We start from the raw sequence: 22,471 nt of genomic DNA on the forward strand, positions 1-22,471 counted from the left end.
GGAGGGCGCGCGATGAGGCGTGTCGTGGTCACAGGCCTCGGCTTGCTTTCGCCGTTCGGCTACGGAACCGAGCATAGCTGGAAGAACCTGCTGACTGGCCGCAGCGCGGCCAGTCGCGTCACGACCTTCGAGGTCGATGACCTGCCCTGCAAGATCGCCCATGTCATCCCGCGTGGCGATGGCGCCAACGGCACCTTCAATCCGGAAGCCCTTCTGGAGCCGAAGGAACTGCGCAAGATCGGCGACTTCATCCTCTACGGCATCGCGGCGGCTGACGAAGCGCTGAAGGATTCCGGCTGGGAACCGAAGACGCATGAGGAGCAATGCGCCACCGGCGTGATGATCGGTTCGGGCATTGGCGGCATTGAAGGCATCGCCGAGAACGCCATCATCCTCAAGGAACGCGGCCCGCGCCGCATCACGCCATTCTTTATCCCCGGCCAGATCATCAACCTGGTCTCCGGCCAGGTCTCGATCCGGCACGGGCTCAAGGGCCCGAACCACGCCGTCGTCACTGCGTGCTCGACCGGCGCGCACGCCATCGGCGATGCCGCCCGATTGATCCAGTATGGCGATGCCGACGTGATGCTGGCCGGCGGCGCCGAAGCGCCCGTCACGCGGCTTTCCCTTGCCGGCTTCGCGGCGTGCCGGGCTCTTTCCACTGACCGCAACGACACCCCTGAAAAGGCATCGCGTCCTTACGACCGGGATCGTGACGGCTTCGTCATGGGCGAGGGCGCCGGCGTCGTGGTTCTGGAAGAACTGGAACATGCCAAGGCGCGTGGCGCCAGGATTTACGGCGAGGTGGTTGGCTACGGCCTGACGGGCGATGCCTATCACATCACTGCCCCCGCCGAAGATGGCGACGGCGCATTCCGTTGCATGACGGCGGCGCTGAAGCGCGCGAAGCTTACGCCGGCTGACGTCGATTACATCAACGCGCATGGCACTTCGACCATGGCAGACACGATCGAACTCGGTGCGGTCGAACGGCTCGTCGGCAACGCCGCCTCCAAGATATCGATGTCTTCGACAAAATCGTCGATCGGGCATCTGCTCGGTGCGGCGGGCGCAGCCGAAGCAATCTTCTCCATCCTCGCCATCCGCGACAACATCGCGCCGGCGACAATCAACCTGGACAATCCAGAGCGCGAAACCGCCATCGACCTCGTGCCGCACAAGCCACGCAAGCGCCAGATCGATATCGCGCTGTCCAATTCGTTTGGATTCGGCGGCACCAATGCGTCGCTGGTTTTCCAGCGCTATAACGGTTGAGATCGAGACAGCGTCCGTAGCTGCGGAACGCTGCCAATTTTGCCATATTCGCTCCTACGCTGCCGGAGGGGATTCTTTGAAAGATCGAAGGTAGGTGCCATGAACACCAGTCCGGCCAATGGAGAGTTCGGTCAAAAACCGGCCGGACCGATCGTGCCGAAAACGGCCAACGAAGCACTGCGCCCCGAGGCCGGCACGCCGCCGCCGAGCAAGCGGTCGCGCGCTTCCCGCAGCCAGATCGTGGTTTTCCTGAATTTCGTCGTCTCCTGCATCCTCCTGGCGGTGCTGGCAGCGGGTGTGGCGCTCTATTTCGGCAAGCAGGAATTCAACGGACCCGGACCCTCGGCCAGTGGCGACACCTTCCTGGTGAGGCCCAATACCGGCGTTCAGGAAATAGCCGACCAACTCGAGCGGCGCGGTCTGATCAGCGACGCGCGGGTCTTCCGGCTCGGCGTGCGCGCCTATGGCAATGATTCCGCCATCAAGGCCGGCGAATACCAGATCAAGCCGAACGCCTCCATGCACGAGATCATGGAACTCCTGAAAAGCGGTAAGTCGGTGATGTATTCGCTGACCATTCCCGAGGGCTTGACGGTCGAGCAGGCGTTCCAGCGCGTGGCCCAGCAGGAAGCCCTGACCGGCGAAATGCCTGCGTCGCTGCCGCCCGAAGGCACCGTTGCCACGGACACGCTGCGCTTCACCCGCGGCGCCACGCGCCAGCAGATGATCGACAAGCTGATGGCCGACCAGAAGCAACTGGTGGACGAGGTCTGGGCGCGCCGTGCGCCGGATCTGCCTATCGCCAACATCGACGAATTCGTGACGCTGGCTTCCATCGTCGAGAAAGAAACCGGCAAGAGCGACGAGCGTTCACGTGTCGCCGCTGTTTTCCTGAACCGCCTTGAAAAAGGCATGCGGCTGCAATCCGATCCAACCATTATCTACGGCCTGTTCGGCGGCAAGGGTAAGCCGGCCGACCGCCCGATTTATCAGTCGGATCTGGCCAAGCAGACGCCGTACAACACCTATGTCATCAGCGGCCTGCCGCCGACGCCGATCGCCAATCCCGGCCGCGCCGCCCTCGAAGCTGTCGCCAACCCATCCAAGACGAAAGACCTTTATTTCGTCGCCGATGGCAGCGGCGGCCATGTTTTCGCGGCCACGCTGGAGGAGCACAACGAAAACGTGGCACGCTACCGCGCATTCCAGAAGAAGCAGGCCGACGAGGCCGCCAAGGCCGGCGCAGCGCCGGCGGCGGCTCCGGCGACCGGCGGAGCGGCGCAATAAGCCGCGTTGAGAGGCCGATTGGGGCCGCATTGGGGGATATGAGGAATTGAGCCTGCAGAGCATGACGGGTTTTGCCCGTGCTGTCGCCGAGCATGACGGGACGGCCATCGCCTGGGAGGTGAAATCCGTCAACGGCAAGAGCGTCGAGGTCCGCCTGCGGCTGCCTTCAGGCTTCGAACGGCTCGAGCCGGCGACGCGTCAGGCCGTGCAGAAGCGCTTTGCCCGAGGCAGTTTCCAGGCGACTCTTGCCATCGCGCATCCGGGCGCCATTCAGGCGCAGCCGGTGGTCAACGAGGCCTTCCTAAAGGACTTGGCCGGATTGGCGCGCCGGCTCCAGGAACAGTACGGCGCCACCCCGGCGACAGCCGATGGCCTTCTGTCGCTGCGTGGCGTGCTCGAACTGCCGGAAGCCATCGAGACCGACGAAGCCCGGGCAGCGATCGACCAGGCGATCGAGGCCACCCTTGCCCAGGCGCTGACCGGGCTGGAGGAGGCGCGCCGCGCCGAAGGGCAGGCGCTCGGTTCAGTGCTTTCCGGCCACCTCGATTCCATCGAAGTGCTGACCGCCAGGGCCGAAGCGGATCCGTCGCGCGAACCGGCAACCATCCGCGAAAAGATCGCCGAACAGGTGCGTCTTTTGATGGACAATTCGGCAAATCTCGATGAGAACCGCCTCCATCAGGAGGCCGCTTTCCTCGCCACCAAGGCGGATATCCGCGAGGAGATCGACCGGCTCAAGACGCATGTGGCGTCGGGCAGGGCGCTTTTGGCGGCAGGCGGCGCTATCGGCCGCAAGCTCGATTTTCTGGCGCAGGAATTCAATCGCGAATCGAATACTCTGTGCTCCAAGTCGAATGCCGCCTCGGTCACCGCTATCGGACTGGAGCTCAAGGCGGTGGTCGATCAGTTTCGCGAACAGGTCCAGAATCTGGAGTGACAGATGGTGCCCACGGACACCGCATCCCGCATCCGCCGCCGGGGCTTGATGCTCGTGCTGTCGTCACCCTCGGGTGCCGGCAAATCGACCATTGCGCGCAACCTCATCGAAAGCGATCAGGGGTTCGAGCTGTCAGTCAGTGTGACGACGCGTCCGCGCCGGGGCAGCGAGATAGATGGCATTCACTATCATTTCCGCTCCAAGCGGGAATTCGAGATCCTGCGCGACAATGACGAACTGCTGGAATCGGCGGAAGTTCACGGCAATTTTTACGCGACGCCACGCGAGCCGGCGGAACGCGCCATGGCCGAAGGCCGCGACATGCTGTTCGACATCGACTGGCAAGGCGCCAAGCAGCTCAAGGAAAAGATGCGTGGCGACATCGTTTCGGTCTTCATCCTGCCGCCGTCGATGAGCGAGCTGAAAGCCAGGCTCAAGCGCCGCGCCGAGGACCAGGAAAAAGTCATCGAGACGCGGCTGAAGAATGCGCGCGAGGAAATCGAGCATTGGACCGAATACGACTTCGTCGTCATCAACGACGATCTGGACAGGGCCTTTGCCGAAGTTCGCGCCATCGTCGTCGCGGAGCGGCTGCGCCGTGACCGGCGTCCGGGACTGTTCGATTTCGTTTCGGGCCTGCTGGACGAAAAGACCGGTTGAGTCCGAAGCCTCAGATCAAATTGGCGAGCCGGACGAATTCCTCGACGTCCAGCGTTTCGGCCCGGCGCGTCGGGTCGATGCCCGCTTTCGTCAGCAACGCTTCACCGCCAAGGCTTTTCAGGCTCTGCCGCAGCATCTTGCGTCTCTGCCCGAAGGCGGCTTCCGTAACACGCGCAAGCTTCGTCACATCGGCCGGCAGGGGCGACAAACGCGGCGCGATATGTACGACCGAAGACGTGACTTTCGGCGGCGGCGTAAACGCCTGCGGTGGCAGATCGAAGACGATCTTCGCCTCGGTGCGCCAGCCGGCCAGGACGCCAAGCCGCCCGTAGCCGTCGCTGCCCGGCTTGGCGACGATGCGTTCGGCTACCTCGCGCTGGAACATCAGCGTCATGGACCGGTAGAAAGGCGGCCAGCCTTTCGATATCAGCCAGCGCACCAGCAATTCGGTGCCGATATTGTAAGGCAAATTGGCGACGATCTTGGTCGGCCCGTCGGCCAATGCAGCAAAATCGGTCTTGAGCGCGTCGCCGGCAATAATTTCAAGCCGGTTCGGATAGTGGCCGGCAATTTCGGCTAGCGCCGCGAGGCAGCGTTCGTCGCGTTCGATGGCGACAACGCGCTTGGCGCCGTGCATGAGCAACGCCCGTGTCAGACCTCCGGGGCCGGGACCCACTTCTATGACTGTGACGTCCTTTAACTCGCCTGCCGCGCGCGCGACCTTGCCGGTCAGGTTGAGGTCGAGCAGGAAATTCTGGCCGAGCGACTTCTTCGCCTGCAAACCATGCTTCTCGATGACCTCCCTCAGTGGCGGCAGGCCGTCCGCGCTCATGCCGGCTTTCCAGCAGCAAGATGCCGCGCCAGCTTCAGCGCTGCGATCAGGCTGTCAGGCCGGGCGATGCCCTTGCCGGCGATGTCGAAAGCCGTGCCATGGTCTGGCGATGTCCGCACGAAAGGCAGGCCCAGCGTCACATTCACCGCTTCGTCGAAAGCCAGCGCCTTGGCCGGGATCAGCGCCTGGTCGTGATACATGCACAGCGCCGCGTCATAGGTGGCCCGCGCCCGCGGATGGAACATCGTATCGGCCGGCAACGGCCCCACGGCATCGATACCCTCGCTGCGAAGCAGCTCGACGGCAGGCCGCACGATCCGGTCATCCTCCAGTCCCATCGATCCGCCTTCGCCGGCATGCGGGTTGAGCCCGGCAATGGCCAGTCTCGGGCTTTGTATGCCGAATCGTTCATTCAGATCACGTGCGGTGATACGCCCGATCGCGGCGATCAGTTCGGTGGTCAGCATCCTGGGCACATCCGACAGCGGGACATGGATCGTCACCGGCACGGTCCGCAGGTCGGGTCCGGCCAGCATCATCACCGGCGTGACCGCTCTGCCGAGATGCCGGGAGGCAAGGTGGGCCAGATATTCCGTATGCCCGGGAAAACCGAAACCGGCGTCGTAAAGCGGCTTCTTGGCAATCGGGCAGGTGACGACAGCCGCGGCGACCCCTGTCAGCGTGTCGGCCACGGCTTTTTCTATGGCCTCGATCGTGCCTGCGGCGTTCGCAATATCTGGCTGCCCGGGCGTATTGGTGAAACGGGCTTCAAGCGGCAGAATCGGCAGCGTGTTATGAAATGCCGCCATGGCCTGGCTGGGATCGGCCTCGATGATTGGAATGTCGACACCAAGCGCTTTTGCACGCGCAGCAACCAGCGCGGGATCGGCAAGCAGATAGAAGGGGGGAACGCCGTTCTCCGCACGTCTACGCCATGCTTCTATCGCGATTTCAGGCCCGATGCCTGAGGGGTCACCGACGCTGAGAGCCAGCGGAAGGCCAGCGTGCAGCACGTCGGCTCAGCGCTTGACGATGCGGGCTTTGGCCCTGATCTCTTCGAGGTACTTCTTGCTGAGTTCCTCGGAACCGCCTGACGCGCCCTCGCTTTCGAACATCATCTTGGCGACCTTGTCGTCGGACACCTCGCGCGAACTGCAGATGCCGATGAACTCGACGCCGCGTTCCGTCTCCCGCACGCCCGTCGCACCGCCAACATTGGTTTTCTTGATCTGCTCTGCCCACTCTGTAGGCAGTTCCGGCGTTAGCACCCGACCGAGATCGCGCACGGTCACGTCGATCAGTCCCTTGGCGAATTCGCGGCTGGTGGCGCAGCCGTTGAAGCGGGCGCGCATGGCTTCCGCCTCGCGCTTGCGCTTGCCGAGGATGGCGCCGCGTTCGCTGGCTGGAACGACGAAGATGACCTGTTGAAGCATGTATTCGGTGGCGGTCGGCTTGTTTCCGTTCTTGTCGAGCATCTTCCGCACAAGGTCCTGCTGGCTTGATCCGCCGCTTTCCGACCGCGACCGTGCCGAGAGCGCCTGGTTCCACGCCATCTGCGTGCGAATGAACTCCTTGAAGTGTTCCTTGGTCACGCCCGACTGCGCCATGACGCCGTCAAGCTGCTGCAACTGCATCTTGTTGGACGAGGCGAAGCGCGCATACGCATCATTGACCTGCTTGTCGCTGATGCGCACGCCGATGCGGCGCGCTTCGGCCAGTTTCAGCGCCTGCTCGACCATTTCGTCTTCGGCATTGCCCTTCCTGCGCTGCAGCTTCAGAAAAGCCGCGCGGTGTTGGATGTCACCCGTGGTGACGGCGATGTCGTTGATGACGTATTTGATGGAACTCGCAAAAGCCGGCGGCGTCGGAACAATCACCGAAACGGATGTTGCCATCACAAGCAACGCGAAGCTCGCGGAAAAAAGAAAACGTCTCATCGAAAGCACTCGTTCTGGTTTCGGCCTTAGCTGCTACCTGGGGATATGAAGGATTTCGTGCATGCATTATGCGGCGAAACCATGTCCCGGCAGGACTATTCGAAGGCCGACGTCGCCGACCCGAAATCGCCCAGCGTACGGAACGAGATGTTGAAGCCGACGCTCTGCGATACTTCCTTCGTGGTCTGGCTGCGCGTTTCGGAGAACGTCATCAGATAGGAGAAGCATTCGTCGTCATAGGCGAAGCCGATGCCGTCCTTGATCAGGACGCTGTTCTCAAGGTCATAGGTTCCCGCGCTGAAGACGCGCCAGTTCTCCGCGAAGCGGGCGGAGCCGGCAAGCGTGATTTCATGGCGATCTGTTGTGAAGCCGTAGAGCGGCTGCGCCTGGATATAGGCGTATTTCGCCGAAACGCTGATCGGGGAGGCGCCGCTATAGGCCATCTTGACCTCGCCGCGGCGCATTTCGAGCGTGTTCTCATCGAACCGGCCGCTGAGCGAAGACGAGAAGCCTACGGGACTGGACACGCCGATCAGGCCGACGAAATCCGACACGTCGGTCTCAAGGCCGGAATAGGCGCCGACATTCACGAGGTCCGGGCTGTCGAAGGAATTCCGGCCACCCAACTGGTAGGACTGGCCGAACAGCGCGTTCGTACCCCAGCCATTGTCGTAGCTGCCCGAATAGCGGAAGCCGAGATTGGCGCGGCTGCCGCCTTCGATGCGGTCGTAGCCGGAGAACTTGTCACGCTCGAACAGGGTGCTGGCATCGAAGACGAAGCTCTGCGCATCCTCGTTCGGAACCGCGAGACCGCCGACATACTGCTCGTTCGGGCGCACGAACAGCTGCGCAACGGGTTCGACGACATGCGAGGAGCCAACACCTGAGAACAGTACCGGCCAGCGCATCTCGAGACCCAGCGTCGCCATCGCCCGGAAGAAGGAAGACTGCGTCTCCTCGGTGGTACCGAGCCGAGTGGCCATCTCATTGATTGCGTTCAACGAATCCTGTGACGCGTTCAGGTAGTTGGCGTCTGCCTGGAAAGCCAGCAGCGGCGTGAACACCAGGCCGCCATCCGTGATGATGTCTTTTTTCCACTCGGCTTGGCCGGTCAGGCGGCCGGAATCGCCTTCGACGCCGGGAACGCGAAACACGCCGTTAAGAGGAGGGGCAGCAGGAGGATCGGGCAAGAATCCGCTCGAGGAATCAAGGTCGTCCCGCCGCAGCGCGCGCGCATTCACGTTGAGCGAGAGTTGCCCGCCATAAAGCGGCGTGTCTGGGATATAGGCGTAGTCCAGCGACGGCAGCACCCAGGGTTGCTCGGCATCGCGGGCCGAAGGGTGGGTGTCCAGAAGATTTTCCTGAACGTCGAAATGCATGCCGCGCAGGTCGAAATAATTCCGGTCGTTCAATCCCGTCAGGTAAACCTCGGAGCGGATCACAGAGTCCTGGAGGCCGCCAATGCCATAGGTCTTGGAAAAATTCTTGTCCGACTGAACCAAGATGTTCCAGCCGAAATCCCAACGTTCATTGATGGCGAACTGGCCCTTGCTGCCCATCATCCCGCGCAGCTTGTTGGGATCACCCTTGGGTCCTGCGTCCACGGTATTCGGATCGAAGGCGCTCGGATCGTTCTGGCTGATACCAGCCATCTTCAGCGTGTATTCGCCGTTGTTGAATTTCTGGCGCCACTCGGCCTCGCCGAGGAAGCCCTGCTTGGTGAAGCCGGTGCCCGTCACCGTCAGGTCATAGGTGGGCGACAGGGCGAAATAGTAAGGCACCCTCACGCCGACGCCGAGCGTGTCCTTGTAGGTGATGCCGGGAATCAGGAAACCGCTCTTCCGCTTGACCGTCGGGTCGGCGATCTCGAAGGCAGGAAGATAGGCGATCGGGAAGCCGAAGAACTCGAAATTGGAATTCTCGAAACGAACCGTTTTCTTTTCGCCGTTCCAGATGATCTTGCGCGCCTTGATGCGCCAGACCGGAGCCTTGTCGGGCTGTTCCTCGCAGGGTTCGCAAGCCGTGTAGACGCCATTGTTGAACGTGGTGAGGACGCCGCCCTGGCGCTCCGCGCTCTCGGCAGCGAAATAAGTCTTGTCGACCGTCTCGACCCGCAGCGCGTTGACGAAACCGTCGGCGAAATCATCGGTGATGTCGATATGGTCGGAACTGATCTTGGTGCCGTCGCTGTTGACCAGCTCGACATTGCCGCTGGCGACGAGACGCTGGGTCTTGCGGTTGTATTCGACGCGCTGGGCGACCAGGTGGTTGCCGCCATATTCGATCTGCACGCCGCCGACAGCCGTCACCGTCTGGCCGTCATTGTCGTAGACCAGCGTATCGGCCTCGAGCAGCATCTGCGAGCCGGCAGGCACGCTTGCGGACGCCAGATCGCCGACTTCCTGAGCCAACGCCGGGCCGGCGATCAGGGAGCAGCCGATCAGGCACGCCAAGGCGCTGACACCGCTCAGGAGCGTCAACCTTGTTGGCCTACGGTTTTGCAGAACCGCCCCCTCCACTAGCCATCTTCCTTATACAGCAGGAACGTTATCCCGAAGAACATCGCGACGACAACGGGAAACCATGCCGCTACAACAGTTGGTACGAATCCCGCAACCCCAAAAGCCTTCACGAGAACCGAAACGACATAAAGCAGAAAGCCGGCCAATATGCCACCCAGAATCATCGTAGCCGACTGCCCCATCCGCGCAAAACGCATCGATACTGTAGCGGCGATCAATGTCATGGCGACCAGCAGAAAAGGCATGGCCACCAGAGAATCAAATTGCATGGCGAATGCATTGGCCTTGAGGCCGAACGAGCGGGCGACCTCGATCTTCGCCGGCAGCTCGTAAAAGGGGATCGTTTCCGGTCGGGCAAGACGTTCCTGGACAAATTCCGGCTTGAGATTGGTGGGGATTCTGTCGGTCTGTTTCGTCACCAGCGCATCGGCGCCTTTCATGATCCTGACGTTCTGAAGCTCCCAGTAACCATCGCGCAGGAAAACGCGCTTGGCGTCCTTCCTTTCGACGATATCGCCCTCGCGATCGAGGATGAAAAAAGAGGCGTCGGCCATTTCCAGGCCCTGATTGAGGATAGCCCGGGCGCCGATGATCGTATCGCCGGAATCGGTCTTCTGACGGAGCCATGGGGCGGCGTTGGCGGAAACCGCGTTGGATTTCCCGGAACGCAACTGGCTCTCGATCTGCTCGGAATGAGAAAACCCGGCAGCCGCCAGAGGGTTGAGAACGCCCACGGCCAGTATGCCGAACAGAAGCGCGCCGACGCAGGCGGGCAGCAGGAACTGCCACGCGGATATGCCCGCGGCACGGGCAATCACCAGCTCATAGCGCCGGTTCAGCGAAACCAGCATCGCCATGGCCGAGAAAAGCCCGACGAACGGTATCGTCTGCAGCATGATCATCGGCACGCGCAGAGCGGAGATTGCGAGACCGATCTGGTAGGAGAATCCGGGCAGGCGCGCCGTGCGGCTGGTCAATTCCGTGAAATCGATCAGGAAGACGAGCGCAAACAAGCCAAGGAAGAACCACAGCGTAATGGTGACGTAACGGATGAAGAAGTATCGGCCGAGGGTCCAACCCATCAGGCGGCTCCCTTCGGTGCCGGTCCGCCAAAGATTCGGTTCCGGATCGCCGTGAGATGGGCGAGCGCGCGCCGGCCGAACCCGGACAGCGTTTCCGCCCAACTTACCGGCAGGCTCATGGTACGATGAGTCCTGATGAACCATATCGCAACCAGCGAGATCACGATCGGCGCCAGATACATTACATAGATGAACGACGGCTGTATCCGGGCGCGGCCTTCGGCGAAGAAGCAGATCCACCGCACGATCAGGGCGATGCTGACCGCCGTTATCAGCGGATTGACGCGAGCCTCGCGATGCGACCGTGCGTCACCCGCCACCGCGAGCGCAATGAAGGCGAAGGCCAGCGGCAGAAGCCATTCCGAGAATCGTTTCGCCAGTTCCGTCCTGTAGAGATTGGGATTTTTCTTCGAGATCGAATCATTCGGGCTCGGGTTGAGCAGATATTGTGTGGTCTGGTCCTTGGGCAGCAGCCGCACTCCCGACACGTCATCGTCGAATGCCGAGAGATCGAAGGCATAGGAGGTGAAGGTGATCACCGAAACGTCTCCGGACGGCGTTTTGCGGTGAACGACGCCGTCGTTCATCACCAGCACCTTCTCGCCCTCGCGTTCCACGATGGCTCCAGTCTTGGCGTAGTAGACGAGATCGATGCCCTCCTGGCGGGAGTCGGCGACGAATATCTGGCCAAGGCGATTGTCAGCGAAGCGCTCGCCGATCTGGACGAACAAGCCATCATCGACCTTGCGGAAGGTGCCTTCCTGAATGATGACAGAGAGGAAGTCGGCGCGCGAATCGGCAACCAGCTCGCGATTGCGCTGACGGGCGTAGGGGTCGACGCCATTCTGGACGACGAAACAGAGGACACTGGCGCCGAGTGCCAGCAGGATGATCGGACGTATCACCGCGAGTCGCGACGCGCCGGCAGCGTTGATGACGACCAATTCCGAATCGGAATTCATCGCGCTCAGCGTCTGCGCGACCGCCAGGATCAGCGCAAAGGGCACGACGATGGTCAGCACGGAAGGCAGGATCAGCGTGGCGACCTCGAAGAACACCAGCGCCGATTGGCCGTTGTCGGTGACGAGGTCGATGCGCGCAAGCACCTGGGTGGTCCACACGATCGCCATCGTCCACGCCAGCGCCCCGACAAAGAGCGTGAAAGCGCGACGCATAATGTAGCGCTCGACTACCTTCATTCAGGCTCGCTCTTCTCGATTGGAACTTTCAGACATCGTACTCCGGACAAAGCTACCCGCCCGGTGACGCCCACACAACCGGTGCGATCTGGTTCCCGTCTCACATCGTGCTTGCCGGCGAGGGAGAGTCTCGACGCTAAGGGATAAAAAAGGACGAAAAGAGATGGTTAACAGACTGTTGTAGGGCAAATCCATGGCCAGGCGCGACCAATCGTCCGGGCTGGCGACGATGTTTTGGGGGGCCGGAACCGGCAGCGGGTTGCCAACCGGCGCAAAACCGCGAAATGTCGCGCATTATCCGATATGTCCCGAAAGCAGGTTTCAGTGGCTTCAATACCCGCAATTTCCTTCGCAAAACCGTCAACGCCGTCCAGGGGAACAGTCTTTCTTTTTGCCAGGGAAAGTCAGGGCCTGACCGAAGCCGCCAGAAGCTGTGACCCCGCCGGAGTGCTCGACCGCGCCTTTTCCGTCGCGGATTTTTCTGGCCAGTTCGGCGTTTCCGTCAATCTGCTCGCCCCCGAGGGCACTTCGCTCGACCGCCTTGTCGCCATCGGCGCCGGCAAGGAGGAATTGACGGAATACGCCTGGATGAAACTCGGCGGCATCATCGGCGCGGCCATCCGGACGGCGCAAGACGTCTCCATCGTGTTGGATATTGCCGATGCCGAGACAGGCGCTTCGGCTGCGGCAAATCTCGCCGCCGGCCTGATGCTCAGGACATATGCTTTCGACAAATACAAGACCAGGAAAGACAATGGCGATAAATCGCCCCGGAAGCCGGCGAAAATTGCCATCCACACCGCCGACCCGGCCGCTGCTAGGAAAGCGTTCGCCGATGCGAAGGCCGTCGTTAGCGGCGTGCTGCTGGCGCGCGACCTCGTCAACGAGCCCGCCAATATCCTCGGGCCGCTGGAGTTCGCAGCGGAGGCAGCGAAGCTCGCCGACGTTGGCGTCAAGGTGGACGTGCTGACCGAGAAGGAGATGAAGAAGCTCGGCATGGGCGCGCTGCTCGGCGTCGCGCAAGGCTCCCCCCGCGGCGCCCGCGTTGTCGTCATGCAGTGGACTGGTGGCAAGGCTAAGGACAAGCCCGTCGCCTTCATCGGCAAGGGCGTGACTTTCGATACCGGCGGCAACTCCATCAAATCGGCTTCCGGCATGGAGGAGATGAAGGGCGACATGGGTGGCGCCGCCGCGGTAGTCGGGCTCATCCATGCCCTGGCGACCCGTAAAGCCAAGGTCAATGTGGTCGGCGTCATCGGCCTGGTGGAAAACGCGGTGGACGGTCATGCCCAGCGCCCGGGCGACATCGTCACGTCCATGTCGGGCCAGACGATCGAAGTGCTGAATACCGACGCCGAAGGCCGTCTCGTCCTCGCCGACGCCATCTGGTACTGCAATGACAGGTTCCAGCCGAAGGCGATGGTCAATCTGGCAACACTGACCGGCGCCATCATGATCGCGCTCGGCCAGCATTATGCCGGGCTGTTCTCCAACAATGACGAACTGGCCGGCTGGATGATCGACGCCGGCGCGGCAACGCACGAGCGGCTGTGGCGGATGCCGCTCGGCCCGGAATTCGACAAGCTGATCGATTCGAAGAACGCCGATATGAAGAACATTGGCGGGCGTTATGGCTCGGCCATCGTCGCGGCTCAGTTCATCCAGCGCTTCGTCAAGGATACGCCCTGGGCGCATCTCGATATCGCCGGCACGGCGATGGGGGCGCCGGGAAGTGAAATCAACCAGTCATGGGGCTCGGGGTTCGGCGTGCGATTGCTCGACCGTCTCGTTCTGGATCATTATGAGGGATAGTCCGCCTGCACCCCAGATCGTTCCGCTGAAGCCATGACCGAAGTCCTGTTCTATCACCTCACCGAATCGACGCTGGAGGACGCGCTGCCGGACCTGCTCGAACGCAGTGTCGGGCGAGGGTGGCGGGCGATCGTGCAGACCGGCACCGAGGAACGCCGCGACGCGCTCGACCAGCATTTGTGGACGTTCCGCGACGATGCGTTCCTGGCGCACGCCAGATCGAATGAACCCTATCCCGCCGAGCAGCCGATCCTGCTGACGACGGACGACGACAACCCCAACCAGGCCAACATACGCTTCCTCGTCGATGGTGCATCGCCGCCAGATCTCGGTGCTTATGAGCGTGCCGTCTTCCTGTTCGACGGCCACGATGCGGGACAGGTCGATGCGGCGCGCGAGCATTGGAAGGTCATGAAATCGGCCGGTCACGACGTCACCTATTGGCAGCAGACACCCGATCGCCGCTGGGAGCGCAAGGCGTGAAGGCCGCACTCGCGCTCGGCAACTGGCGACCCTGAGAGAGACAGAATGCGTTTTCTTTTTCTGCTGATATTCCTGGCCGGCGGCGGCATGGCGGCCTATCCCTGGCTGTCGGCCAACATACTTGAGCATGAGGTCGGCAAGTGGCGCGTCTACGACGCCGCCGGCGGCTATGTGCCGGCGCAACCGAGGTTGAAGGAAGCCGACGCGCCGCTCAAGATTATGGTCGATCTGGCCACCACCGGCATCGGCAAACTGCCGCCGGACTCGGCCATCCTCACCCTGACCGCCTCGGTAAACGGCAAGACCGTGCTGGCCAGGGCCATGACCTTCGCCGACGCCACCGCGACCGACACCAACCCGCAGATGCAGGCGCGGGTTTATCGCGCCAGCGCCGGCGTGATCGACCCTGTCGAAGACGGTGCCTATCTCTTCACCGTCGGCAAGGGCGATGCCGAGACGGTGCCCGTTCAATCGGTGGACCTGATCCTCGCCACCGCCGGGCCACTGCCGGGTTCCCGCGTGCAGCCGCTGGGCTTCGCCGCCATGGCCATCGGCTTCATCGGCCTGGTGCTTGCCTTTCGAGGCGGCCGCGGCGGACAGCCTGAAAACCCGAACTCGCAGCCGCCGCCACCGCGCTGGGGCAGGGGCGGCTCGGCCTCCTGATGAACTACCGCCACGCCTATCACGCCGGGAATTTCGCCGATGTGGTCAAACACGCCGTGCTGGCGCGGCTGGTCGAGTATCTGAAGCAGAAGGACAAGGCGTTCAGGGTCATCGATACCCATGCCGGCATCGGGCTTTACGACCTGTCCGCTGCGGCGGCCGCCAAGACCGGCGAGTGGAAGGGCGGCATCGGCAGGCTGATCGACGCCCGACTGGGACCGGCCGGCACGCCATTGCTGGCGGGCTATCTGGACGCAGTCCGCGCAGCCAATCCGAAGGGCGGCCTGAAACGTTACCCGGGTTCCCCGGCGATCGTCAGGCATCTCCTGCGCAAGCAGGACAGGCTCTCGGCGATCGAACTGCATCCGCAGGACGCGGCGCGATTGAAAGCGCTGTTCGACGGCGATTTCCAGGTGCGGGTCATGCAGCTCGACGGCTGGCTGGCGCTCGGAGCGCATCTGCCGCCGAAGGAAAAGCGCGGACTTGTGCTCATCGATCCACCTTTCGAGGAGGGTGGGGAGTTCCTGCGCCTGACGGAAGGGCTCGCCAAGGCACACCGGCGCTGGCCAAGCGGGATCTACGCGCTGTGGTATCCGATCAAGGACCGGGTGGCGGTTGCGGGGTTCCGCAAGGGATTGGTCAATTCCGGCATCGCCAATATTCTGGACGTGACCCTTGATGTCAGGACGTCGTCTGGCGAGCCGAGACTGGACGGGACCGGCATGATCGTCGTCAATCCGCCGTTTACGCTGGAACGCGAATTGCGTGTCATCCTGCCGGAACTGTGCGCCATCATGGCCGTTGACGATGGCTCGGCGTGGAAACTGGAATGGCTTGCCGGTGAAGCGCCTGTCGCCAAATCCGACGGCGCCCCACAATTCGACGGCGCTTGACCGCGACCGGACGAAACCTCACAGTGCTTTCAGATTTTCCAAGAGGCCGACATGACTCGTTTCGTCAAAACCCTGCTTGCCCTGCTGACCGGCCTGGCATCGCCGCTGGCTGCCGTTCCGATGGCCTCGTCCGCCGATCTGCAATCCTCCGTCTATGAGAGCGATCCGGGCGTGTGCGGCGAAGCCTGGGTTCTCAACAAGATCACCAGCCGCTTCCGCTATCAGGTCACCCATGTTCCGCATCTGGGCGATGTGAACATTGTCGACTTCCGCAGGATTCACGAGCGCCGCTATCTGCCGGCGCGCGAGGATCGCCCGATTGGCCGCCGCTACTGCGGCGCGACCGTCGCGCTTTCGGACGGTCACGATCGCACCGTCTGGTATCTTATCGAGGAAGGCCAGGGCTTCGCGTCCATCGGCAACAATGTCGAATTCTGCGTCGCGGGCTTCGATCGCTGGCTGGTTTATAACGGCCGTTGTCGTATTCTGCGCTAGGACGGAAGTTTCCGATGTCGGGGTTGCGCCGGAGATTGCTGCCGGCGGTTCTGGCGTCGCTTGCCCTGCTGGCGGTGGCCTGCGCTCCGGCTGATGACGGGAAAACGCGGGAAAAAAACGCTCCTGCTGGACCCGGGCAAAAGACATCGTCGAAAGAGCAGACATCCGTCAAAGGGGAGAGCATCCCAGCCGGCAGCGGTTTCGATTTCTACGTGCTGTCGCTGTCCTGGTCGCCGAGCTACTGCGAGGCCGAAGGCGCCGACGCCAACCGTCAGCAATGCGGCGCGGCGCGTCCCTATGCGTTCATCGTGCATGGTCTGTGGCCACAATTCGAACGCGGCTTTCCGCAGGATTGCCCCACTGACCGTTCCAAGGTGCCGGATGCAACGGTGCGTAGTCTTTACGACCTGATGCCCTCGGCTGGACTGATCCGTCACGAATGGCAGACGCATGGCACTTGCAGCGGCCTCGGCCAGCAGGATTATTTCCGGGTGTTGCGCGCCGCCCGCGAAAAGGTCGCCATACCGGGGGCGTTCCGCCGGCTCGACGACTATCGCACGCTTTCGCCGCAGGACGCCGAAACGGCTTTTCAGGAATCGAACCCCGACCTGCCGCCCGACGCGATCGCCGTTACCTGCGACCGCCGCTATCTGCGCGAGGTCCGCATCTGCCTGACCAGAGACCTCGAGTTCCGCGCCTGCCCGGAAATCGATCGCAAGGCCTGCCGGGCGTCGAAGGTTGTGATGCCACCGGTGCGTGCGTCATCGAACACCCGGTAATGTGCGAACAATGATTGCGCCGATTCCGGCTGTTGCCTTCGGTACGCCGCACCGTACAGTGCCGCCGACCAAAAACAGGATGCTCCCATGCCTAGACTGCTCTACGCTTCCGCGTCGCCCTACAGCGCCAAGGTGCGCATGGCGGCGCTCTATGCCGGCATCGCCATCGATGCCGTTCCGGTGAAAACGGATGACGAACCTTCCTTGCTCATCGACGCCAACCCGCTCGGAAAAATACCGACCCTGATCCTGGACGATGGACGCGCTGTCTATGACAGCAGGGCGATCACCCAGTATCTCGGCCGGCTTTCAAGGAACGTGCTGTTTCCACGCAATCCGGAAAAACGGCTGGACGCCGAAGTTCTCGAGGCGCTTGCGGACGGCATCTGCGATAGCGCTTTGTCGATGGTCTACGAGCGGCGTCTCCGTTCCGAAGACAAGATTTCGGAAGAATGGCTTGAAAAGCAGTGGTCGAAGATCACCCGGGGCCTAGATGTGCTCAACGCCAACCCGCCGAAACTGCCGGCCAGGATAACCGTCGGCCAGATCGCGCTGCGGGCGACGCTCGGCTATCTGGCGCTGCGGTTTCCGGGAAAGTGGGAGAAGGGCCGGTCGCGGCTGGTTCGATGGGCTGTGCGCTTCGACGAAAAATTCCCGCAGCTCAAGCCATTCATACCGTCCTGATCGGCAGGCAATAAAAAAGCCGGGCGCGAAGCCCGGCTTTTCTTTTCGTCCGATCGTCAGATCAGAACTTCATACCGACGCCGAAGTTGACGCGGTTGTCGCTCGACTCGACGTTGCCGGCATTCGAGAAGTCCTTGTCGCCGTAATCGGTGTAGCGATACTCGACACGACCGAAGACCTGCTCGGTGATCTTGATGTCCGTACCCACGCCGGCCGTCCAGCCAAGCATGGTGTTGGTGTCGCGACCAGCTGCGTTGGAGACCTTCAGCCTCTGTGCAGCGCCACCGGCGGTGCCATAGACGAGGATGTCCGGGCTGACAGCGTAACCGAGACGGGCACGGAGCGATCCGTCGACGCCCGACTTGGAGTTTTCGCCGGCATTGCTGCCTTTTTCGCCGTTGTAGCCGACATCGCCTTCAACGCCGTAGACGAAGTTGTCGGACTGCCAGTTATAACCGGCGAACGCGCCACCGAGGAAGCCATCGGTATCGATGTCGTTGCCCGGCGTATGCGTGGTGCCGGCAAAGCCGTAGCCAACGGTCAGACCGGCATAGGGGCCAGCCCAGGAGGCAACCGGCAGCTCAGCAATGGGAGCCGGAGCCGGGGGCTCTTCCGAGACCACGTCGGCGGCGAAAGCAGGCATCGCGGTAGCAAGGGCGAGAATTCCAAGCGCCGCTGCAGTCGGCCTCGCAAATTTGAGGTTCGTTTTCATTCTTTTACTCCTTAAGCCACAGCACATGGGCTCGTTGTCATGAACACCTCCGACCCGTCCGAGGGGAGTAACGGATCCGGCGTTCATCTGTTCCGGAATGTGGTGGCCAAATGCGGCTGAAGCGAACCTGAACTTGGGTCATTCCCCGGCGCGAATGAGGCGGAAAATGGACGTTGCATCTGTGCAACATGTTTTGTCAGCAGACTGGAGGAGGGGGGTCGCAAGCCGGCTTGGAGCAAGGCGTCCGAAAGCCTATATTGGGTTTCAGCCTGCCGAATCCTTCAGCGGATTCGAGCGTTTCGAGTGCCCTTTGCCACAATGCTGCCCAAGGTAAGAACGGCAATTAACGGTTGGCCGGTCAAATTTGGCCGAACCGGGCTTTTGCGGGACAAAACAAGGATTGACAGATGAAGGAAGCCGCCGGAACGGCGCTGGTTACGGGAGGATCGAAGCGGCTTGGCAGGGCGATTGTCGAGGATTTGGCGGCGCACGGCTTTGCCGTCGCGATTCATGCGAACAGCTCTCTGGATACGGCCGAGGCTCTGGCCGCGGAAATCAACCTTGCAGGTGGCCGCGCCGCCGCAATCGGCGCCGATCTGACCGACATGGCCGCCGCTGCGGGGCTCATCGACCGAGCCGCCCGCCAGCTCGGGCCGATTTCGCTTCTCGTCAACAACGCGTCGATCTTCGAAAATGATTCCGTTCTGGATTTCGATTGGCAAAATTGGGACAGGCACTTCGCCATCCATGTGAAAGCGCCGGCCATCCTGACGCAGACCTTCGCCAAGGCGTTGCCGGCGGCTTTGGACGGGCTTGTCGTCAACATTGTCGATCAGCGCGTCTGGCGGCCGACGCCACACTATTTCTCGTATACGCTTTCCAAATCCGCACTGTGGGCGGCGACCCAGACAATGGCGCAAGCGCTGGCGCCGCGCATCCGGGTCAACGCTATCGGCCCGGGCCCGTCCCTGCGCAGTGCGCGCCAGTCGGATCAGGACTTCCAGCACCAGGTCGACAATCTGATGTTGAAGCGTGGCCCGGAATTGCCCGAATTCGGCGCAACGATCCGCTATCTCTGGCAGGCGCGCTCGATCACCGGCCAGATGATCGCCCTCGACGGCGGCCAGCATCTTGCCTGGCAGACGCCGGATGTGACAGGCATGGTGGAATGAGTCCTGCAAACGTCAGAAGTGGAGCGCGTGGCCTGACCGCGGCGGACGATCTTCCCGAGGTCGATGCCATTGACGATGAAATAGTCGAAGCACCAGTTCCGTCCGGCCCCGAGATCGCTTTCACGGCCATAGACTGGACGCCGCATGCCGGCGATGCCGACGGCATGATCGGCGCCGAGGTGATCCAGACGCTGGTGAAGCGCCTCCCCAATGCGCCGGGCGTTTACCGGATGATGAATGCGACCGGCGACGTGCTCTATGTCGGCAAGGCGCGCAGCCTGAAGAAGCGCGTCACGCAGTATGCGCAGGGACGGTTCCACACCAACCGCATCGGCCGGATGGTGCGCGAAACATCGACGATGGAGTTCGTCGTCACCCGGACCGAAATCGAAGCGCTTCTTCTGGAAGCCAATCTTATCAAACGCTTGCGTCCGCGTTTCAACGTGTTGATGCGGGATGACAAATCGTTCCCCTACATCCTTCTGACCGGCGACCATGCGTCTCCGGGCATCTACAAGCATCGCGGCGCCCGTTCGCGTAAAGGCGAGTACTTCGGCCCGTTCGCCTCGGCGCAGGCGGTCGGGCGCACCATCAACGCATTGCAGCGCGCTTTCCTGCTGCGCAGCTGTACCGATTCTTTTTTCGAAAACCGCACGCGGCCGTGCCTGCTCTACCAGATCAAGCGATGCGCCGGCCCCTGTACCGGTGAGATTTCTCACACTGCCTACGCAGAACTGGTCGGCGAGGCGAAGGGCTTCCTTTCCGGCCGCAGCCAGAAAGTGAAGACGGAAATGTCGTCCGCCATGCAGGAGGCGTCGGCAGACCTCGATTTCGAGCGCGCCGCCGTTTATCGCGACCGGCTGGCGGCCCTGGCGCATGTGCAAAGCCATCAGGGCATCAACCCGCAATCCGTCGAGGAGGCGGATGTCTTCGCCATCCATCAGGAGGGCGGGCAGGTGTGCATCCAGGTGTTCTTCTTCCGGACAGGACAGAACTGGGGCAACCGCGCCTATTTCCCCAAGGCCGATCCGGCGCTGGAAGCATCGGAGGTGCTGGGTTCCTTCCTGGCGCAGTTCTATGACGACAAGCCGACGCCTCGTTCCGTGTTGTTGTCGCAGGAAGTGCAGGATCAGGAATTGCTCGTCGAAGCGCTTTCGACGCGGGCAGGGCGCAGGGTGTCCATCAATGTCCCGCAGCGTGGCGAGAAGAAGGATCTGACCGACCATGCGCTGCAGAATGCCCGGGAAGCGTTGGGCCGCCGGCTGGCCGAGACCTCGACGCAGGCCCGCCTGTTGACCGGCTTCGCCGAAACCTTCGGCACCGAAAAGCCGCCCGTACGCATCGAGGTCTATGACAACTCCCACATCATGGGCACGAACGCTGTCGGCGCCATGATCGTCTCGGGGCCGGAAGGGTTCGTGAAGAACCAGTATCGAAAATTCAACATCCGCTCGACCGACATCACGCCGGGCGACGATTTCGGCATGATGCGCGAGGTCATGGAACGGCGGTTTTCAAGGCTGCTGAAGGAGCATGGCGAGGAGACCGGCGCTGGCTCGGACAGCGACGATGTCTCCGGCTCCTTCCCGGCCTGGCCCGACGTCATCCTGATCGATGGCGGGCAGGGCCAGATGTCGGCTGTCCGCAAGATCCTGTCCGATCTTGGCATCGAGGACCGGGTCGTCGCCATCGGCGTCGCCAAGGGCCAGGACAGGGAAGCCGGGCGCGAGCGGTTCTTTGTCGAGGGCAAGCCGTCCTTCTCGCTGCCCGTTCGCGACCCGGTGCTTTATTTCGTCCAGCGGCTGCGCGACGAAGCCCATCGCTTTGCCATCGGTTCGCACCGCGCCCGGCGCAAGAAAGAGATGATAAAGAGCCCATTGGACGAAATCAGCGGAATTGGCCCGGGCCGTAAGCGCGCCTTGCTCCTGCACTTTGGCACGGCGAAGGCTGTTGGCCGCGCGGCGATGGAGGATCTGATGAGCGTAGATGGAATTTCCGAATCCGTCGCGCGGCTGGTGTACAACCATTTCCATGAAACATGAGGGGATGCGGTCATGAATGCGACACATCGCTCTCGCCACAATTGACGGACGGCTGTCCGTTTCGTCTGGTCAGCCGAATTTCGCCAGTTGACCCGCTACATGCGCTTCTGATTTGAGTACCGAGGCGGAAGAAAGATCAGGAACCCATGGCCAAACGCGCATTCAATCTTCCCAACATGCTGACCTACGCCCGGATCGTGGCGGTGCCGCTGGTGGTGCTGTGCTTTTTCCTCGAAGGGCACTTGAAGTCCAGCGACTTCGCCCGCTGGTTGGCGCTGTTGATCTTCCTGCTCGCTTCCGTGACCGACTATCTTGACGGCTACCTGGCGCGGGCCTGGCAGCAGACGTCCAACATAGGCAGGATGCTGGACCCGATCGCCGACAAGCTTCTGGTCGCTACATGCCTGCTGCTTCTCGCCGCCGATACCGACCGCCATGCCGGGATAGCCGGCTGGTCTCTATGGGCTGCGATCATCATCCTGTGCCGGGAAATCCTGGTGTCGGGGCTGCGCGAATATCTGGCGGCACTCAAAGTCTCTGTGCCGGTCACGCAATTGGCCAAGTGGAAGACTGCCATCCAGATGGTCGCCATCGCCTTCCTGCTCGCCGGTCCGGCTGGCGACAAGATCTTCCCGCTCACGACACAAATCGGACTGGTGCTGCTTTGGATCGCCGCCGTGGTCACCCTATATACGGGCTACGATTATTTCCGTGCCGGTCTGAAGCACATTGTCGACGAATAGACGGTCATGAAACTGATCTATTTTGCCTGGGTCCGGGAACGGATCGGTAAGCCGGAAGAGGAAATCGATCTTCCCGCCGGTATCGAGACCGTGTCCGATCTCCTGCGCTGGCTGCGCGGGCAGGGCGACGAATATGAGCACGCTTTGCAGGTTCCGGAAGTGATCCGCGTCGCCATCGACCAGGAGCACGTCGATCATCGCGAGAAGATCGGCGGCGCCCGCGAGATCGCGCTGTTTCCGCCGATGACGGGCGGCTGACGCC

Annotated in this window: 22 protein-coding genes; 15 read left to right on the forward strand and 7 right to left on the reverse strand. The window is 62.1% G+C overall.

All coding sequences use genetic code 11. The annotated features are described in order from the left end of the window. The first annotated feature begins 12 nt into the window (after window positions 1-12). The 4 genes from fabF to gmk all read left to right on the forward strand — a co-directional run bounded on the left by fabF (window position 13) and on the right by gmk (window position 4,159). Complete coding sequence (fabF, locus tag ASD44_RS04940; protein ID WP_056109447.1) at window positions 13-1,275, forward strand: beta-ketoacyl-ACP synthase II; 1,263 nt, start codon at window positions 13-15, stop codon at window positions 1,273-1,275. Window positions 1,276-1,374: 99 nt separating this feature from the next. Further along, window positions 1,375-2,562: an endolytic transglycosylase MltG gene (mltG, locus tag ASD44_RS04945; protein ID WP_056109450.1), complete on the forward strand. Its 1,188-nt coding sequence runs from the start codon at window positions 1,375-1,377 to the stop codon at window positions 2,560-2,562. A gap of 46 nt (window positions 2,563-2,608) precedes the next feature. Beyond that, window positions 2,609-3,499 carry a YicC/YloC family endoribonuclease gene (locus ASD44_RS04950; protein WP_056109452.1) on the forward strand — a complete coding sequence of 297 codons (891 nt, stop codon included), beginning with the start codon at window positions 2,609-2,611 and terminating at the stop codon, window positions 3,497-3,499. A gap of 3 nt (window positions 3,500-3,502) precedes the next feature. Next, a complete protein-coding gene (gene gmk / locus ASD44_RS04955) occupies window positions 3,503-4,159 on the forward strand; it encodes a guanylate kinase (RefSeq protein ID WP_056109454.1) in 657 nt (218 codons plus the stop codon). A 10-nt stretch (window positions 4,160-4,169) separates the two neighbouring features. On the opposite strand, the gene rsmA is transcribed toward gmk, so the two are convergent. The 6 genes from rsmA to lptF form a co-directional block, all read right to left on the reverse strand. After that, window positions 4,170-4,991 carry a 16S rRNA (adenine(1518)-N(6)/adenine(1519)-N(6))-dimethyltransferase RsmA gene (rsmA, locus tag ASD44_RS04960; RefSeq protein ID WP_056109456.1) on the reverse strand — a complete coding sequence of 274 codons (822 nt, stop codon included), beginning with the start codon at window positions 4,989-4,991 and terminating at the stop codon, window positions 4,170-4,172. Further along, window positions 4,988-6,004 carry a 4-hydroxythreonine-4-phosphate dehydrogenase PdxA gene (gene pdxA / locus ASD44_RS04965; RefSeq protein ID WP_056109458.1) on the reverse strand — a complete coding sequence of 339 codons (1,017 nt, stop codon included), beginning with the start codon at window positions 6,002-6,004 and terminating at the stop codon, window positions 4,988-4,990. Before pdxA ends, rsmA begins: the two co-directional genes overlap by 4 nt. Window positions 6,005-6,010: 6 nt before the next feature. Further along, window positions 6,011-6,928: a SurA N-terminal domain-containing protein gene (locus tag ASD44_RS04970; RefSeq protein ID WP_156459776.1), complete on the reverse strand. Its 918-nt coding sequence runs from the start codon at window positions 6,926-6,928 to the stop codon at window positions 6,011-6,013. A gap of 95 nt (window positions 6,929-7,023) precedes the next feature. Continuing rightward, on the reverse strand, window positions 7,024-9,285 hold the full coding sequence (locus ASD44_RS04975; protein WP_244478815.1) for an LPS-assembly protein LptD: 2,262 nt from the start codon (window positions 9,283-9,285) through the stop codon (window positions 7,024-7,026). Between the two features lie 161 nt (window positions 9,286-9,446). Continuing rightward, on the reverse strand, window positions 9,447-10,535 hold the full coding sequence (gene lptG, locus ASD44_RS04980; RefSeq protein WP_200946442.1) for an LPS export ABC transporter permease LptG: 1,089 nt from the start codon (window positions 10,533-10,535) through the stop codon (window positions 9,447-9,449). Beyond that, window positions 10,532-11,731: an LPS export ABC transporter permease LptF gene (gene lptF / locus ASD44_RS04985; RefSeq protein WP_056109465.1), complete on the reverse strand. Its 1,200-nt coding sequence runs from the start codon at window positions 11,729-11,731 to the stop codon at window positions 10,532-10,534. The genes lptG and lptF overlap by 4 nt, the downstream gene beginning before the upstream one ends. Before the next feature lie 324 nt (window positions 11,732-12,055). On the opposite strand from lptF, the gene ASD44_RS04990 reads away from it, so the two are divergent. The 7 genes from ASD44_RS04990 to ASD44_RS05020 all read left to right on the forward strand — a co-directional run bounded on the left by ASD44_RS04990 (window position 12,056) and on the right by ASD44_RS05020 (window position 17,540). Further along, window positions 12,056-13,543 (forward strand): leucyl aminopeptidase, encoded by a 1,488-nt coding sequence (locus ASD44_RS04990; RefSeq protein ID WP_162246413.1) that lies wholly within the window; start codon window positions 12,056-12,058, stop codon window positions 13,541-13,543. A 33-nt stretch (window positions 13,544-13,576) separates the two neighbouring features. Next, on the forward strand, window positions 13,577-14,026 hold the full coding sequence (locus ASD44_RS04995; RefSeq protein ID WP_056109469.1) for a DNA polymerase III subunit chi: 450 nt from the start codon (window positions 13,577-13,579) through the stop codon (window positions 14,024-14,026). A 45-nt stretch (window positions 14,027-14,071) separates the two neighbouring features. After that, window positions 14,072-14,689: a hypothetical protein gene (locus ASD44_RS05000; RefSeq protein WP_056109471.1), complete on the forward strand. Its 618-nt coding sequence runs from the start codon at window positions 14,072-14,074 to the stop codon at window positions 14,687-14,689. Continuing rightward, window positions 14,689-15,582 carry a 23S rRNA (adenine(2030)-N(6))-methyltransferase RlmJ gene (locus ASD44_RS05005; protein ID WP_056109473.1) on the forward strand — a complete coding sequence of 298 codons (894 nt, stop codon included), beginning with the start codon at window positions 14,689-14,691 and terminating at the stop codon, window positions 15,580-15,582. Before ASD44_RS05000 ends, ASD44_RS05005 begins: the two co-directional genes overlap by 1 nt. Before the next feature lie 51 nt (window positions 15,583-15,633). Continuing rightward, on the forward strand, window positions 15,634-16,077 hold the full coding sequence (locus ASD44_RS05010) for a hypothetical protein (RefSeq protein ID WP_056109475.1): 444 nt from the start codon (window positions 15,634-15,636) through the stop codon (window positions 16,075-16,077). Window positions 16,078-16,091: 14 nt separating this feature from the next. Continuing rightward, complete coding sequence (locus ASD44_RS05015; protein ID WP_056109477.1) at window positions 16,092-16,856, forward strand: ribonuclease; 765 nt, start codon at window positions 16,092-16,094, stop codon at window positions 16,854-16,856. 87 nt (window positions 16,857-16,943) lie between these two features. After that, window positions 16,944-17,540 carry a glutathione S-transferase family protein gene (locus tag ASD44_RS05020; RefSeq protein WP_056109479.1) on the forward strand — a complete coding sequence of 199 codons (597 nt, stop codon included), beginning with the start codon at window positions 16,944-16,946 and terminating at the stop codon, window positions 17,538-17,540. A 61-nt stretch (window positions 17,541-17,601) separates the two neighbouring features. On the opposite strand, the gene ASD44_RS05025 is transcribed toward ASD44_RS05020, so the two are convergent. After that, entirely contained in the window at window positions 17,602-18,252 is a 651-nt protein-coding gene (locus ASD44_RS05025; RefSeq protein ID WP_056109481.1) for an outer membrane protein, read from the reverse strand. A gap of 407 nt (window positions 18,253-18,659) precedes the next feature. Here ASD44_RS05025 and ASD44_RS05030 point away from each other — a divergent pair, with 407 nt between their 5' ends. The 4 genes from ASD44_RS05030 (at window position 18,660) to moaD (ending at window position 22,467) form a co-directional block, all read left to right on the forward strand. Beyond that, a complete protein-coding gene (locus tag ASD44_RS05030) occupies window positions 18,660-19,424 on the forward strand; it encodes an SDR family oxidoreductase (RefSeq protein ID WP_056109483.1) in 765 nt (254 codons plus the stop codon). After that, the gene (uvrC, locus tag ASD44_RS05035; RefSeq protein WP_056109485.1) at window positions 19,421-21,466 is read left to right on the forward strand and encodes an excinuclease ABC subunit UvrC; all 2,046 of its coding nucleotides are present in this window, start codon (window positions 19,421-19,423) and stop codon (window positions 21,464-21,466) included. The genes ASD44_RS05030 and uvrC overlap by 4 nt, the downstream gene beginning before the upstream one ends. A 146-nt stretch (window positions 21,467-21,612) precedes the next feature. Further along, window positions 21,613-22,209 carry a CDP-diacylglycerol--glycerol-3-phosphate 3-phosphatidyltransferase gene (gene pgsA / locus ASD44_RS05040; RefSeq protein ID WP_056109487.1) on the forward strand — a complete coding sequence of 199 codons (597 nt, stop codon included), beginning with the start codon at window positions 21,613-21,615 and terminating at the stop codon, window positions 22,207-22,209. A gap of 6 nt (window positions 22,210-22,215) precedes the next feature. Continuing rightward, window positions 22,216-22,467, forward strand: a complete 252-nt coding sequence (gene moaD / locus ASD44_RS05045) for a molybdopterin converting factor subunit 1 (protein WP_056109489.1) — start codon at window positions 22,216-22,218, stop codon at window positions 22,465-22,467. Window positions 22,468-22,471 lie beyond the last annotated feature (4 nt).

Source organism: Mesorhizobium sp. Root554 (assembly GCF_001427025.1).
Taxonomy (GTDB): Bacteria; Pseudomonadota; Alphaproteobacteria; order Rhizobiales; family Rhizobiaceae; genus Mesorhizobium.

Coding starts and splice junctions, on each gene's coding strand:
- ASD44_RS05005 (WP_056109473.1), top strand. CDS start 14,689: ATGAACTACCGCCACGCCTATCACGCCGGGAATTTCGCCGATGTGGTC.
- moaD (WP_056109489.1), top strand. CDS start 22,216: ATGAAACTGATCTATTTTGCCTGGGTCCGGGAACGGATCGGTAAGCCG.
- ASD44_RS05010 (WP_056109475.1), top strand. CDS start 15,634: ATGACTCGTTTCGTCAAAACCCTGCTTGCCCTGCTGACCGGCCTGGCA.
- fabF (WP_056109447.1), top strand. CDS start 13: ATGAGGCGTGTCGTGGTCACAGGCCTCGGCTTGCTTTCGCCGTTCGGC.
- ASD44_RS04975 (WP_244478815.1), bottom strand. CDS start 9,285: ATGCTGCTCGAGGCCGATACGCTGGTCTACGACAATGACGGCCAGACG.
- ASD44_RS04995 (WP_056109469.1), top strand. CDS start 13,577: ATGACCGAAGTCCTGTTCTATCACCTCACCGAATCGACGCTGGAGGAC.
- lptF (WP_056109465.1), bottom strand. CDS start 11,731: ATGAAGGTAGTCGAGCGCTACATTATGCGTCGCGCTTTCACGCTCTTT.
- ASD44_RS05015 (WP_056109477.1), top strand. CDS start 16,092: ATGTCGGGGTTGCGCCGGAGATTGCTGCCGGCGGTTCTGGCGTCGCTT.
- gmk (WP_056109454.1), top strand. CDS start 3,503: ATGGTGCCCACGGACACCGCATCCCGCATCCGCCGCCGGGGCTTGATG.
- ASD44_RS05020 (WP_056109479.1), top strand. CDS start 16,944: ATGCCTAGACTGCTCTACGCTTCCGCGTCGCCCTACAGCGCCAAGGTG.
- rsmA (WP_056109456.1), bottom strand. CDS start 4,991: ATGAGCGCGGACGGCCTGCCGCCACTGAGGGAGGTCATCGAGAAGCAT.
- uvrC (WP_056109485.1), top strand. CDS start 19,421: ATGAGTCCTGCAAACGTCAGAAGTGGAGCGCGTGGCCTGACCGCGGCG.
- pgsA (WP_056109487.1), top strand. CDS start 21,613: ATGGCCAAACGCGCATTCAATCTTCCCAACATGCTGACCTACGCCCGG.
- ASD44_RS05025 (WP_056109481.1), bottom strand. CDS start 18,252: ATGAAAACGAACCTCAAATTTGCGAGGCCGACTGCAGCGGCGCTTGGA.
- ASD44_RS04970 (WP_156459776.1), bottom strand. CDS start 6,928: ATGAGACGTTTTCTTTTTTCCGCGAGCTTCGCGTTGCTTGTGATGGCA.
- ASD44_RS05030 (WP_056109483.1), top strand. CDS start 18,660: ATGAAGGAAGCCGCCGGAACGGCGCTGGTTACGGGAGGATCGAAGCGG.
- mltG (WP_056109450.1), top strand. CDS start 1,375: ATGAACACCAGTCCGGCCAATGGAGAGTTCGGTCAAAAACCGGCCGGA.
- ASD44_RS05000 (WP_056109471.1), top strand. CDS start 14,072: ATGCGTTTTCTTTTTCTGCTGATATTCCTGGCCGGCGGCGGCATGGCG.